General features: G+C 37.3%; 12 protein-coding genes. 3 read left to right on the forward strand and 9 right to left on the reverse strand.

The window, feature by feature from the left end:
• Window positions 1-18: 18 nt before the first annotated feature.
• From AC1M86_RS12660 to AC1M86_RS12675, 4 genes are all read right to left on the reverse strand, one after another.
• A complete protein-coding gene (locus tag AC1M86_RS12660; protein ID WP_481608097.1) occupies window positions 19-918 on the reverse strand; it encodes a hypothetical protein in 900 nt (299 codons plus the stop codon).
• Window positions 919-926: 8 nt separating this feature from the next.
• A complete protein-coding gene (locus tag AC1M86_RS12665) occupies window positions 927-3107 on the reverse strand; it encodes a LysM peptidoglycan-binding domain-containing protein (RefSeq protein ID WP_481590694.1) in 2181 nt (726 codons plus the stop codon).
• A gap of 15 nt (window positions 3108-3122) precedes the next feature.
• A complete protein-coding gene (locus AC1M86_RS12670) occupies window positions 3123-6428 on the reverse strand; it encodes a type VI secretion system Vgr family protein (RefSeq protein ID WP_481608098.1) in 3306 nt (1101 codons plus the stop codon).
• Window positions 6429-6584: 156 nt separating this feature from the next.
• Window positions 6585-8285: an NAD-dependent malic enzyme gene (locus AC1M86_RS12675; protein WP_035268988.1), complete on the reverse strand. Its 1701-nt coding sequence runs from the start codon at window positions 8283-8285 to the stop codon at window positions 6585-6587.
• A 297-nt stretch (window positions 8286-8582) separates the two neighbouring features.
• On the opposite strand from AC1M86_RS12675, the gene AC1M86_RS12680 reads away from it, so the two are divergent.
• From AC1M86_RS12680 to AC1M86_RS12690, 3 genes are all read left to right on the forward strand, one after another.
• Window positions 8583-9185 carry a hypothetical protein gene (locus AC1M86_RS12680; RefSeq protein WP_180028962.1) on the forward strand — a complete coding sequence of 201 codons (603 nt, stop codon included), beginning with the start codon at window positions 8583-8585 and terminating at the stop codon, window positions 9183-9185.
• A 269-nt stretch (window positions 9186-9454) separates the two neighbouring features.
• Window positions 9455-11245 carry an arginine--tRNA ligase gene (argS, locus tag AC1M86_RS12685; RefSeq protein ID WP_481608099.1) on the forward strand — a complete coding sequence of 597 codons (1791 nt, stop codon included), beginning with the start codon at window positions 9455-9457 and terminating at the stop codon, window positions 11243-11245.
• Window positions 11246-11377: 132 nt separating this feature from the next.
• Window positions 11378-11986: an SPOR domain-containing protein gene (locus AC1M86_RS12690; RefSeq protein ID WP_035268975.1), complete on the forward strand. Its 609-nt coding sequence runs from the start codon at window positions 11378-11380 to the stop codon at window positions 11984-11986.
• 47 nt (window positions 11987-12033) lie between these two features.
• Here the strand turns inward: AC1M86_RS12690 and AC1M86_RS12695 are convergent, their stop codons facing one another.
• The 5 genes from AC1M86_RS12695 to AC1M86_RS12715 form a co-directional block, all read right to left on the reverse strand.
• Entirely contained in the window at window positions 12034-12645 is a 612-nt protein-coding gene (locus tag AC1M86_RS12695; RefSeq protein WP_218947423.1) for an alpha/beta fold hydrolase, read from the reverse strand.
• A 1-nt stretch (window position 12646) separates the two neighbouring features.
• On the reverse strand, window positions 12647-13288 hold the full coding sequence (locus AC1M86_RS12700) for a glutathione S-transferase family protein (RefSeq protein ID WP_481608100.1): 642 nt from the start codon (window positions 13286-13288) through the stop codon (window positions 12647-12649).
• A gap of 136 nt (window positions 13289-13424) precedes the next feature.
• Window positions 13425-13823: an OsmC family protein gene (locus AC1M86_RS12705; protein WP_481608101.1), complete on the reverse strand. Its 399-nt coding sequence runs from the start codon at window positions 13821-13823 to the stop codon at window positions 13425-13427.
• Window positions 13824-13845: 22 nt separating this feature from the next.
• Window positions 13846-14796, reverse strand: a complete 951-nt coding sequence (locus tag AC1M86_RS12710; RefSeq protein ID WP_481608102.1) for a pirin family protein — start codon at window positions 14794-14796, stop codon at window positions 13846-13848.
• A 110-nt stretch (window positions 14797-14906) separates the two neighbouring features.
• Window positions 14907-15236, reverse strand: a complete 330-nt coding sequence (locus AC1M86_RS12715) for a hypothetical protein (RefSeq protein WP_481608103.1) — start codon at window positions 15234-15236, stop codon at window positions 14907-14909.
• Window positions 15237-15258: the final 22 nt, after the last annotated feature.

Consider the following 15258-nt stretch of genomic DNA (forward strand, 5'->3'; position numbering starts at 1 on the left):
AGTCGGCTTTCTTTAATTTTATTTAAAGTTATAAGTTTTTTTTCCTAATCCTTCAGAATATTCAACTTTGAAATCGCTGTCGATTAAAACCTTTTTATTTGCGTAGATATATTTTTCTTCTACCATTTGATTATTGTTAACCTTCATGATTCTTAAGTTTGGACCACTCTCATCCTCAAATGGTGAAATAATAATCTTAAAATTATCTTTCTCCAATATTGCACTTGGTCCATCATTAATATTTATAAAGTCATACTTCTTGAATAAAATACTCGTTGAAAATAGATTTAAATTCTCACATTCTTTAACTTTAATATCATTAATACATTTAAAATGTAAATCTGAATTGTAAATTATTGATGTTTTATAACTTTTTTTATTTTCATTTTTTTCTACTTCCATCTTTTTAAAATTATTTTTTTCAAATATATAACAGTCATTTTCAACATTAATATTATTGTCGCTTTTTGCAAATGTCGTTCCCGAAAGACAAATTTTATTATCATTTTTTGAAAACCTAATTTGGGGTTTTTCATCAAAAATTACTTGTAATCTTTCATCAACGAAGTTCCCTAAACTCTGTGGCAACGGTATAACTTTATTAGTTTTCGGATCAAGAAGAATAATATTTTTTATGTGCCTTCTCTCTCCTTTACCTATATCTCTTTTTCCATCATCCACTAAAATAATTTTATTATGAAAAAAATTAGGTTGATCTTTAATATGTATATTATATTTTCTGAGTTTGTCTTCACTACAAAAATCTACATTTATCTCCTCAATAAAACAATTAGAAACATTGTTTTTTGTTAAAACTGTTGCTGTAGAGTAGGAATCTTCACTCTGCTCTTTTGAATAAGTACAACTCGTAATTAAAAATCCAGATATTAATGTTATTAAATATTTAAACATATTCATTTTTCAACCTATTTGGCAGAGTGGTATTGTTTAATTTCTTCAAATATCATTTTAACCTTAGCAGTTGAATGACTATTTGCTCTGTTAGTATTTGATTCGTGATAACCTATTGTACCGTCAGAAACCACATTAGATTTATTTTTGTGACCTTTAGGCAATGCAATTGAAGCCCACTCTTTAGAGGCATCAATCATGGCCATTTCAACTGTGGAGCTTCCATTTGAAATTAGATTGTAAATTGCAGATCTTCCTCTCAATAAATGCTCTTTAAATACTCTTTCTTGCATATCTGCATCGTAAAGTTCATCACCAGTAAGATTCATTCTCGATTTTGCTGCAGATAATGTTGAAGGTATTGTTTGATATTTCCCAGTTGCAAACCGGCGTCGTTCATCTTGCCAAGTATATTTGGTTGAAGCATCCAATAGCTGATTAATTGTTTTTCCTGTTATTGTCCCAGGCAAATCATTCATTTTTCCAAACTTTACTCTTTTATTTTCAGGTGCACCCGCATTCCATGCTTCATAACTCCCCTCACCACTTGCTATAGCATCGCCCAATTCAATCACTAATTGATCAATAGTTTTGTCTGTAATTTTAGAGAGTTGTGTAGAAGTTGCAGTAAAACCTGCACAACTTAATAATGAGTTCAAGTTTAGCGATTTTGCTATATCAACTATTGAACCACCATTCAATTCAGTTACCGTTTTTTTAAAAAACTCATCTTCAAAATATATGTTTGATAACCTAGTAATATCAAAATGTACCCATGTTTGTGCTCCTGAAGAACCATCATTAAATACTTTAGGTTCTAAGTAAATTTTATTGCTAGCTCTCCGTTCAGTGGCATCCATTTTTACCGCCATAATATTCTTACGTATAAATTCCATATCCGCCAAATCACGGGTTCGAACTCCGTTTTTATTGATATGCAAATCTAGTGCTAAACCCATATGATTAACACTAGTCCTGCTTTTTTTCTTATTATTTTCAATGCACCTATATCCAGATTCAATATAAGCAATTTCTAAGTTTTTAGTTTTAAATTCATTTTTTAAATAGAAATTCAAAGCTTTCACAATCCAGATAAGTGATCTATGTAACCCAGGATATTCGTTAGCAATATTACTTCCAGATTTAATACCTCTTCTATTATTACCATAACCCGAACAACTACCACATGGGCATGAAGCTTTGTTCATAAAACTACTTACTGGATATTCATAGTAAAACTTATCAAGTGCCGCTAAAACACTTCCACAAATTTTGCCCGTTTCAGGAACGCCCATATAATCTTTTTGGAATTGTCTAATACATTTGGCAGTTAACTCAGTGAATTCATCGCTTGGTAAAGCCCCGCCAAAACCAGCTAAACGAATATTGATTTCTTGTATTAATTCACTCTTTCCACTTGAAATACATTGAGGATCAGTTTTACACATATTGGGGGCTGATGTTTTTGGGGTCCCACTTTCTTGACTTCTATCCTCTACCGTCAAAATTTTGACAGCTGAATCTACCGTTTCAGTAATAGCCTTCTTTCCATCTTCGTAAACTTTGTTCAGCCACTCTTTTGCCTCATTCGTTAAGCCACTAAAGCCGTCGTTTCTTTCGGTAGTCGATGTGCTTGTTTGTTGCTTTTTTGGAGAAGGTTTAGATTGCGTTATGGGTTTGGGTTTATCTTGAATACTCCTATCACCTGTAGCTGGTATATTAACAGGCAGCTTTAAAATTTGCCCAATATTTAGTCTATCTGGATTCTTTAACTGATTTAATCTTTCCAATGCTCTAACAGTAGTTCCATTTGCTTTAGCAATTGCAGTTAGCGTCTCACCTTTTCGTACTACATGAGTTTTTCTTCTATATACACCAGCAGCACCTTGATTATTGAGTGTTTTCAAATCCAATAGCACTTTGGGACTTGCGATAGTGACCAGCATACGATCTTTTGACATCACAAAACTTTTAACATTCAGCATCATTCCATTAAACATACTTTTGATATATACATCTAAGCTAGTGCCTTTATCTCTACTAATCTCAACAATACAACCAGCCGAATTTGTTGCTCCCGCAGCTATTAGTTGACCTGTTTTTGTATTTTTAACCTGATATTGAACTTTAGAAATAGGATTCCCAAATATATCTACTAGTTTAATAGTTACTAATGATTTCCTAGAGTTTGTCATAACTTAGACCGTATATTATTTATTATTATCTTTAAAATTTAGGGTTGCTCTATTTGAACTACCTAAAAAATCTTCTTCATCAAAGCCATCTATTGTTATTCCCCATTCTTCATCAGGGCCAATAAGAACTTGTATTTTTGAGGGATCTGCTGTGTTTATCTTGCCAGTTCGACCGTGCTCATCAATTTGACCTGAAACAAAAGAATTGGTGTCTGGTATAAATGCTTTATAACTCAGTTTACTAAAATCACTTTCCCAAAATAAATCATAAATGTCTAACTTATTGCTGAATAAAGTTGTATTTGGTAATTGCGGAAACTCATAAGAAATATTGGCTCCACCCGTAAACAAATGTTGCCCTGCCTTACTCTCAAATTTTCCACCCGTCGTGCTAAATACTCCACTAGCATTAATCTTGAGTTGCGAGCCACCTGCGGTCAGTACAATTTCTTTAGGGCTGGTAATTTCAATTTTATCTTCGGTTGAAATAAGCTTAATCACCTTACGTGCAATTGCTTCAATCGCATCATCTTGCGCTTGTAATTCAACTTTACCCTTAGCTGCGAACGCTCGAAATCCTTTCTGTGCAGCAAACAAACTGATCTTGTCTTGAGCATGCCCCACAATGTTTTTTTGCGCACTTAAATTAATTGAACCCTGTGCACTCTCCGCAATATCTTGTGATGCTTGAAGAATAATGTCCTCAGGCGTTGTTAATGCAATCCCATTCGGTGAAGCCAAAAGCATGAGTGCCTGTCTAAATAAACGTCCTTGCTCTTGTTTTTTTTGATTAGAACTATTTTCTAATCCTTGAGTATATCCCTCCATAAAACCTGTCAGTGTGCTTAAGGCTTTTACTGGATTAATATCATCTTTTTTGTTTGCACCACCAAAACTAGTGCATAACACCAGTTGATCTTCCACATTCAAGTCAACGCTCGAAATTGCTTTACTCACATCTTGAAGTGCTTGAAATGGGTTATCTTTAATCCCATTTTTAATACTTTCAAATTTCCTCTTTATCGCCTCAGAACCATATTCTTGTACGTTATCAATAAATTCCTTGAGATTATCAACCGCTTCTTGAGCATGCTCAAAGTAACTATTAAACTCATCTACAATACCAGCAGCATTACCACCTAAAGTACCAATATCCTTAATAAAGCCACCACAATCTTTCAATGCATTTACTGGATCCTTCGCTATTCCCTCTTTAAATAAACTCACTGTAGACTGCAAAGCTTGAGCACTACTTTTGATTTCTAATGATTGAATAAATTTAGGTAATCTACTAATTACATTTAATGCATCCGATTGTTGTTTTACTGCAATCTCACTGAGCATTTTCATACTCTGCTCACTCTGACTCAACAGAGATTGAGCCTGTGTAGCTTCAAGATGATCAGCAATTGCTTTTTCTTGTGCATAAGTCGTAATGAGCATTCCTTTCCCTGCACGAACAGCACCATAGGCATCAGTTCTCAGCTCAAATCCTTCTCCACGTCCATCACTTTTTTCCTTATCCTTAGGATGACTCAAATTACCCAAATTCAATTGAGTTGCCGCATGACTACTTTGCAACTGAGTACTAATTTGTCCTGTCGTATCATCAAATCGGAGTTGGTTAAATCCAGAACCACCAACTTCTGCCGTGCGAATTCCACTGAGTTTTTTTGTATCAGGTAACTGCCCCTTAACATCAAACATGGTTTGATGACGTTCAGCCTCATGTAAACGCCCAACAACGAAAGGTCGATCAACATTTCCATCAAAGAAGTCAATGACTACAATTTCACCTATACGTGGATGGAATCTTGATCCATAACCCTCCCCAGCCCAAGAGGTTAAAACATCAACCCATGCAGAGTCTGTATCATTATCATTCGCCCCTGCCCCACCATCATGTTGATGGTCATCATTAAGTGTAAATACGAAGCGAACCTTAATACGTCCCCATTGATCCACATAGATCGTTTCACCTTCAGGTCCAACCACTTTTGCCCGTTGAGGATAAGCAACTGGACGATGTTTCAATGGATCATATTCTGGAACAATAGGTATAGCTCGGCGCACTAAACTCAGTTCTGTAGATAAACGCTCATCTGTTTTTGTCTTTTTCCAACGACTTAAATCAATTAATGTTTCAATTTGATTATTTAAATCTTTAGGTAAATTATTTTGATTAAAAAAATGTTTTCCTAAAATAATAAATTGGCGATCTGCCCCTTGATGTTGATCTATTTCTGGATGACCCATAAATTCAAACCAATACCCAACATTGGCATCTCGAACGCTACTCACCGCAGTAAAGTATTTAGCCTGCAAATCTTGGTATTGATTGAGTTGTGTATTCAGTTTTTGCAGTTGTGAATTGTTTGATGGAGTGGCTTGATCTTCACCTTTTAAATCAGCAATCCAAGCAGGACTCACAGTCCATGCTTGTTCTAGACTTAAGGTTTCATTGTCCAACTGGTCACTATGTTGATGAGCACTGAGTTGATAATCATCTTGATCTTGCGCAAGTATATCGCCCTGCCAACGTTGTACCTGAATTGCTGTAGATTGTATTGAGCGTTGAGCAATAAAGCTGGTAATCGTATCAAAACGTTCTGTTGCATGACTGCGATGGAATCTGAGCGTGCGTCGATCTAAAGGCTCGTACTGACTATTTTCATCTATTAGCCTTAATTTTTGTGATTGAATTTCTTTCACTGAGAATGGCACAGTTTGATCTGTCTCATCAATCAACCAATTAATGCCTTCACTCCGCCATAAGCGTGTTAGAAAATCATAGTCTGATTCGTTGGCTTGCATCACAAATGGACGTATATCATATGATGCTTTTAAACCCGCCGTTGACAGACTCAAAGCGGCACTAAATAACACGCTTTTCGTCTGCCACTCTTTAAAAATAATCTCAGTGATATCAACCACGGATTTGTTCATAAATACGCGACTGTTACGGCGTTTGTGCCAAAGTGAAGTTGCATCTTCAACAGTCAACTTATATAAGGTCAATGCTCCATCACTTTGACCTTGGCTCACCCCTGTCACAATCCCAGTAGTCCGAGCTAATTTTCCAAGATCCGTAACTTGATCGACAGCCACTAAACAACCAATGAATTGCTTAAGTTGTAAATGCGCATTCGTCGATAAGCATAATACTTCAGCTTTTAAGCCTTGATTAATAAAGTGTTGACCCTGAATTCGTTGAATGAAAACTTGGCTATCTAATATTGGATTAGAAAATTTAATATGTAAGGCGCGCTTTTGCGGGCTAAGACCCAAGCCTTCTATAATTGAATTGATATTATTGAGCATAGAATGATTAAAGCTATTATTATGATTTTTGAAAATTGTAGCGTATTCCGCTCAATCTTGCTTTTAAATATTGTAATTATTCTAAACAAAAAATAGGAACCAACGCATTGATTCCTATTTATTTCCAATGAATTTATATTGAAAATTCAAGTTTTTTTAAAATGGAATTCGCTTATAACGGCGATATTCAGGCTTCCAGAAATTATCTTCAATACTTTTTTCGATCAGCTCATCACTCAATGGCAAAGCAACACCATCCTCAATTGCCGCTTTTGCAACCTTAAACGCGATGATTCGGGAGACTTTCTGCAAATCATTAAGATCAGGAAGTAAGTCGTCGTCAGGGTTTTGCAATTTTGGAGAGCAATCTGCTAACGCCATGCTTGATGCCATCAGCATATTGTCTGTAACACGCGTTGCCTGCACAGCAATCACCCCTAAGCCAATCCCTGGGAAAATATAAGAGTTATTACACTGAGAAATATTGTGTAGCTTATCTTGATAATTAACTGGCATAAATGGACTACCAGTTGCAATCAAAGCGCGACCGTCCGTCCACTGAATAATATCTGCTGGTACGGCTTCTACACGCGACGTTGGATTCGACAATGGCAATACAATAGGATGCTCGCAATTGGATGCCATAGTTCGAATAATTTCTTCAGTGAACAGACCCGGTTGTCCAGAAACACCAATCAACACAGTCGGGTGTGCATTTTTTACAACATCTAGCAATGAAATGATGCCTTCCGCATCAGCCCACGCGGATACATTTTCTGAACTTTGAACCAGTTTACGCTGAAAATCTAAAAGGTTTGGTTGATTATCGGTCAATAATCCAAAACGATCGACCATATAGATTCTTGATCTTGCCTCAGCATCACTCAAACCTTCAGCCACCATTTGCGCAATGATTTGCTCAGCGATACCACAGCCCGCTGAACCAGCACCCAAGAATGCCACTTTCTGGTCACGTAATTGCTTTCCTGCAGCACGACTTGCTGCGATTAAGCTGCCGACTGCAACAGCAGCAGTGCCTTGAATATCATCATTAAAACAACAATATTGATTACGATATTTTTCCAGCAATGGCATTGCATTTTTTTGAGCAAAATCTTCAAATTGAATCAAAGCTTTTGGCCAACGGCGTTTAATCGCACGAAGTACGTCATCCACAAAGTCATAGTATTCATCGCCACTAATACGAGGCTGATTCCAACCTAAATAAATTGGATCATTTAGCAACTGTGCATTATTGGTTCCTACATCCAATGTAATGGGTAATGTATACGCTGGGCTAATACCACCACATGCGGTATAGAGAGATAATTTTCCGATTGGAATTCCCATCCCACCAATCCCTTGGTCACCTAAACCAAGAATGCGTTCACCATCTGTGATTACAATGACTTTGACGTTGTTCTTATTCACATTTTGTAAAATATCGTCAATGTTGGCACGATCAGGATATGAAATAAATACACCACGATGACGGCGGTAAATATCAGAAAATCGTTGGCAAGCCTCACCTACCGTTGGGGTATAAATAATCGGCATCATCTCTGATAAATGATTTTCTATGAGGTGATAAAACAAAGTCTCATTGGTGTCTTGTATATTTCTCAGATAAATATGCTTATTAATGTCGTCATGAAATGACGTAAATTGTTGATATGAACGTTGGTGTTGCTCTTCAATCGTTTCAATCACATGAGGCAGCAAACCGTTTAGATTAAAACTCGCTCGCTCCTCCTCAGTGAACGCAGAGCCTTTATTAAGAAGAGGTAGTTCAAGCAAAGTAAAGCCAGCATAAGGGGTATAAAGAGGGTGTTTTACTTCAGTGTGTTCAGTTGTCATCTCTAATCTCATGGATCAGGCCTAAATTCAGACCTTTTTCATTTCATTTTTACCATTTATTTAAGAAATAGCTTAAGCCGAAATGAAGACAAATGTATATTTATAAAATTGATAATAATATTGGCAGTATTTTTAAATTTTATAACTTCAATCCATCATTCTATTGATAGAAAATTAGATAAAACTGTCACATTTCAAATGTATTATTCATGTTTATTAACTTTTTTTTGCAAACTAATCTGAACGATTCAGCTAATATCGGATTCAATCGTATTTTTACTTCATTATTAGATCCACATGAAAATTACAGCTAAAATTGCCATTTTGCCATTAACTATTATTTCACTGCTAAATGTAACGGGTTGCCAAACCATCACTGACACGACCTCAAAGGTCGGTGATAAAGCACTTTCAATGGTGGGTTTAGCACGCGCCGATAAGACCCCTGAAATTGATAAAAAAGGCATTGTCGATATTAGTAAAACAACACTCGAGCAAATTGAGAAACTTAAACAAAATATGCCGATTGGTCAGTGGGTATATATCGAAAATGACCTTCAAGGAATTTATGACTTACAAAACAAAGCAGTTGATGGTCACATGCTGTTCCTGCGCTTAAATTGTAAGAATAGTGTCCAAAAACCAAGTCTCAGCATACAAAATGCGGAAGGATCAGAAATTTTAAATAGTCTTCAGCCTGAAGTTGGAACGATCCAAGTACTACTCGACAATAAGAATTACGGAAATCCTTTTAGTTTGGCGAATCAAAAAAAATTAGCGACATTTCAAACTGCTGCTCAAAAGGCCAAAACCATTAAAATCTTCCATGCATCTAAGTTATACACTTTCCAAAATGGTAAAGCAGAATTACTAAATAAGCCTGTCACGTGTATGGCTTAATTTCGAGTCATAAAATTGCCTGATTTCTATTTAAATTCACATTAAATGAGATAAAGACAATCAGGCTCAATTCAATCATCGATATGCATTAGATGTAAAAGATTAATTTCATCATCGTTAATTCTGCAAATAGCGCATAGTGATTAAAAAAACTGATTTTATTATTTTTTATGTCGGATAAGTTTTATTCAACGCAAATCTGCTTCGCTAATGAGCGCTAAATTTGCTATATTTGTCGTTTTTCTGCGACATTAATTTTTCGATAAATTATGAATACGGCAATACAAGCAGCTCTCGATCATGCAGTGCAATCTCTTCAAGCTGAAGGGGTCCTCCCATCTGACTTTAACAACAGCGGAAACTTAACGCGAACCAAAGACCGAAGCCATGGTGACTTCGCTTCGAATATCGCAATGATCGCGTCTAAAGCTGCAGGTATGAAGCCTCGTGATTTAGCAGAAAAAATTCTTGCTGCACTGCCAGAAGTTGCGGATATCAGTAAAGCGGAAATCGCTGGTCCTGGTTTTATCAACTTTTTCTTGAATGCAGACCAACGTTTTGCTGTTCTTGATGCTATTCAGGCACAAGCTAATGATTTTGGTCGTACACAAGTAAATGCTACGAAAAAAATCCAAGTTGAGTTTGTCTCTGCGAACCCGACATCAAGCTTACATGTGGGTCACGGTCGTGGCGCAGCATATGGCATGACGGTTGCGAATTTACTTGAAGCAACTGGTGCTACAGTGGATCGTGAATACTATGTGAATGACGCTGGTCGTCAAATGGATATTTTAGCGACGTCTACTTATCTACGTTACCTTGAGTTAACTGGTCAAACATTAGTATTCCCTAAAAATGCTTACCAAGGCGACTATGTCAAAGAAATCGCACAAAGCATTATTGATCAAGACGGCGATGTATATGTTCGCCCTGTAGCTGATGTTTATAAAGATGTACCAGAAGATGTGCAGTATGCTGAAGAACTTGATACCGAAGGTAACAAGGTTGTAATTACTGGCGATAAAGAAAAACACATTGATGGTCTAATTTTTAACTCGCAGACGTTAATAGGTGAAGGTTATCGCGTTTTTCATCAAGCTGCGTTAAAAGCAATTCTTGATGATATTAAAGATGATCTTGGTGAATTTGGTGTGACTTTCAACCAATGGTTTAGTGAAGCATCATTGACTGAAAAAATTGAAGAAGCATTACAAACACTTGATCAACGCGGCTTCCTCTATGAGAAAGATGGCAACATTTGGTTCAAATCAACAGAATTTGGTGATGAAAAAGACCGTGTTGTAAAACGTCGTAATGGTCAAACCACTTATTTCGCTTCTGACATTGCTTACCATCTGAATAAACTTCAGCGTGGTTATACTGACATTATTGATATTTGGGGTTCAGACCACCACGGTTATATCGCACGTGTAAAAGCAGCGATTGATGCGATGGGATATGACTCAAAAAAACTGACTGTGTTATTAGTACAATTCGTCAGCCTATGGCGCGGTGGTGAGATGGTTCAAATGTCATCTCGTTCAGGTCAATTCGTCACATTGCGTGATCTACGTAAAGAAGTCGGCAACGACGCTGCTCGCTTCTACTATGTCATGCGTAAGTCTGAACAGCACATCGACTTTGATCTAGATCTCGCGGTTTCTCAAAGTAAAGACAATGCGGTGTATTACATTCAATATGCCCATGCACGTATTTGTCGTATGCTAGAAAAAGCAAGCAGCTTGAACATCAACTTCGATGCGACCACTGCGCGTGGTTTTGCCGCAAAGCTTGAATTAGAAGCTGAAACTGAAATCTTAGCAAAACTTGCAGCATACCCTGAAATTCTTGCACGTGCTGCAAACAGCCATGAACCGCATCAAGTAGGTAACTACTTAAAAGAACTTGCAGCATTGTTCCATGGTTGGTACAACGAAAATAAAGTACTCGGTGATGATGCTGATCTGACCCAAGCACGTTTGTTGTTATCGGTAAATGTTCGTCAAGTCTTGAAAAATGGTTTAGAGCTTTTAGGCGTTTCTGCACCTGAAAGCATGTAAGTCATCGAAGGTGAATCTTTTTAAAAGATTCACCTCTTTAGACTTTTATTATTGAAAAAAATGAGATAAAAACTCCATGTGATGGTAATCCAATTTTCCATTGCATGATCTTAAAATAAGAGAGGTTTCCAAGTGTTTGGAAAAACGCAGCGTGGTGTATCAGAAAGACCTAACAAACCTAAACAACCATTAATACCAAAATGGTTAGGTATGCTTGTTCTGATTTTAATTGTACTGAGTTTTGCCGTAGCCTTAATGCTATGGAAACCGTGGGCGCCAGTCCAACCAAAAAGCAATGATATTCAATCTGAACATTATCAAGAAGATACGAATAAAGATTATCGCTTCTACGATTTATTGCCTCAACAACAAGTGACTCCAATCCCCGATCAAGCTGTACCTGAAAATCAGCAAGTGAACACCGCACCTGTCATCGTGGAAGCACCTGTGGTTGCTGATGCTACAACGACAGAGGGTGAGCTGATTGAAAATGCAGAACCTCAACCCGTGGCGAGTAGCTACCTTTTACAAGTCAGAAGTTATCCAGATCCAGATAGTGCTGATGCACGTCGTGCTGAAATTATTCTCAACGGCTTATCTGCAGATGTCATTAAAACCACGGAAGGCGGTCAAACCTGGTATCGGGTTGTCTCTGGACCTTATGACTCTCAAGAAGCAGCTGTTATCGCTCAGCAAACCCTACAACACAGCGGTATTGATTCAATCGTTGTAAAACGATAATCATAAAAAAGGATGCGATTAGCATCCTTTTTTAGTCTAGAGCAAACCTAAAATTTTGCTAAGTAGCGTTGGATAAAAGAAATACACTCTGACGCATAAACTTTAGCTAAATCATGTTGTCCGTTCGGGATCACATTCAGCTCTGAATACTTAAAAGCGTGATTTAAATACTCACCTACTGCGACAGGACTAATGTCATCATCTCCGCCCCAGATTAATAGTACAGGACATTCAATTTCAGCAAGCCGTTCATCTAATTTGGTTTCATCATCAATAAACCAGTGCGGCACTTCATATTCATTTTGATATTCTGCACGCCAATCTTTAACATGAAATGGTGTTAAATCAACGCCACCTGACGTAGCGACCAACACCAAACCTTGAATCAATTTTGGATACCTCAACGCCGCTTGAACAGCAATGACCCCACCCATAGATTGAGCGATCAGAATACTTGGGCGCTGAAGATGATCAAATACATAATCTTGTAAATCTGACATTGAATTTACATGTGGATGATCAGGATATTCACCAAAACTGGGATAAGCAATGATGTGCGTGTCGTACTCAGATTCAAAATGTGATTGAACAGGTTTCCAAAATGCAGTACTGCCAGATGCTCCGGGCAGGAAGATTAATTTCACTGCCTGATCTGCCATCTTAATCACCCCCCTTGATAACCGCTCGCTGATAAGCAGGTCTTTGTTTTATGCGTTTTACATAGGCATGAATGTTCGGATATTTTCCATTTAAGCGTTCATCCATCGCGATCAAGGGAAAACTCATTTGGATATCTGCAAATGAAAACTGAGATGTAAAAAATTCATGTTGCGCCAAATGCTGTTCTAAAAATTCAATATGTTCAGCGAGACGCGGTTGTATAAATCCATCAGTCACCCCATCAATAATTTTATTGGCAATTGGTCGAATCACAAAAGGTACTTTAGGAGGTACAAACGAGAGAACTAAGGTCATCACTAAAAGTGGCATTAATGAACCTTCAGCATAATGCATCCAATACTGATATTGTGTTAAATCAGGCTGTGACTGGGGTTTAAATTGATGCTGGGTATCATAGAGATCAGCCAGATAGTCTAAAATCACCGCAGATTCTGCGATCACTAAATTATCATCTGTAATCACTGGTGATTTCCCCAAAGGATGAACCTTCTTCAATTCTGGTGGAGCGGCGTAAGTTGGCAATCTTTTATAATGTTGAATTTGGTATTCAGCACCCAACTCTTCTAGCGCCCAAATGATTCTTAAAGAACGTGATTTTTCTAAATGATGTAATGTCAGCATAAGACCACCTAATTTTATTTCTCTCTATATAGCCATTTTGAATAAAAAAAAGACATCCTGCTTTACACAAAATGTCTTCTTTTTAGCTGTAAATTACAAAAATACAGAATGTTGATGGCTATTAAATTGTCTATATTTAAACAATTGTTGTTTTAATTTCGACGCTTCTGAGCAATGTTTTAGTGACGGGTGTTTTTTGGCACACATTTAAAACTTTTTCTTGTAGTGCTTCATCCAAGTTAGTTTTAAAACTTAAACGACGCTCAATCCATTCCTGCCCTTCTTTATTGGCTTTAAAATCTGCCTCGACAGTAAATTCGCCTAAATCCAGTCCTTTATGCTCTGCATACATCCGTAATGTGATCATTGTGCAGGAAATTAATCCTGAACAAATAAAATCATACGGTGCAGGCCCACGATCTAAACCTTGGAATGATTCAGGTTTATCGGTGAGAAATGTGTGCTGACCAGATTGAATTTCACCGCCCCATTTTTCAGGTAGTGTGGTGACCTTTGCACTTGCGATCGTTGCCATTTTATTTTCCTTCTTTGTCTTATTATTTAGATGGGCGCATGCTATCAGGCAATGTTGGAGCTTTCAAACGCTCGCCTTGGTATGATGGAATTGACCCAAAACGTGGATCTTCTGCTATCCATTGATCACGTGCAATTTTGATTTCTTCTTGCGTACGTCCAACGAAATTCCACCATAATAAAATTGGTGACTCAAATGGCTCACCGCCCAAAAGCAGTACACGACTATTGTCATGGATCTCTACTTCCACATATTCTAGCCCTGGCTCTAAAATTACCATATTGTCTTCATCTAAATGATGACCCTTGATGGTTGCTGTACCTTCAAGCGCCATAAATCCATATTCAAACTTTGGATTTAAAGGTAAACGTGCTTTTGTGGCTGCTTGCGCAAATAAATCAACACCTAAAAGCTCTGTATGTACTTTGACTGGTGATACTGTATTTAGATACTCACCGACCAATACCGTAAATTCGATACCTGACTGATTGACGACGGGTAATTCTGGATAGTGGTTAAAAGCTGGATCGATGGTAAGTTTGTCATCAGGCAATGCAATCCAAAGTTGTGCAGCATGCATTTTTGTTTCATTCGCTGGCGCGACTTCAGTATGTGAAATACCTCGACCTGCTGTCATGAGGTTGACTTGCTTGGGCTGAATCAGCTGATCTGTTGTCCCTAAACTGTCGCTATGCAACATGGTCCCTTCAATCATCCAAGTAAAGGTTTGTAGACCAATGTGTGGATGTGGACCAACATCTAGACCTTGTCCAGCTTCAAATGTTACAGGACCTGCATGATCTAAGAAGCACCATGCGCCAATCATACGCTTATGGCGACTTGGTAAAGCGCGTTTGATCACTGTCCCTTGACCAATTTCTGCACGGCGCAGTGGAAACTCCTGAATAAATTGGTTGGCGTGCTTTTCACAGTCTTCTGAATGAGACAATTCGGTATAAGTATTATTGGTCATATTGTTATCCTAAAAGTTTGGCAAATGGCTATCTTTGTTATAGATATTAACAAGGTCATGCAAATTGAACCACCTTAGACTTAATACGCTGAATACTATAGGTAGGACAATTAGAGTTTTGTATGTATTGAAAATAGAATGCTTGCTCGCCCTTGATTTAATAGTTTTGGAAATAACTGTGATAAAGGATACTCATTCTCTAATGTATAAATAATTTTATCCAATCCAAATTGATCTGCTGTTAGATCAACTATATATCTACTTCTTACATTTAAAAGCCAAGCATGACTTTCTGTTTCCTTTATATTTTTTCCTAAAATATATTGGAATTCACCATATCCTTTAGATTCTAAGTAAGTAGCAATCAAATTGCTTGCATTGCCACAGCAAGAGTTTGGGGAATTTCTTAAAACAACGTTATTTGGGCTAATGACTTCCAATGCTTTACGTATTTTGACTAAT

The organism is Acinetobacter sp. ANC_7654, assembly GCF_056779855.1.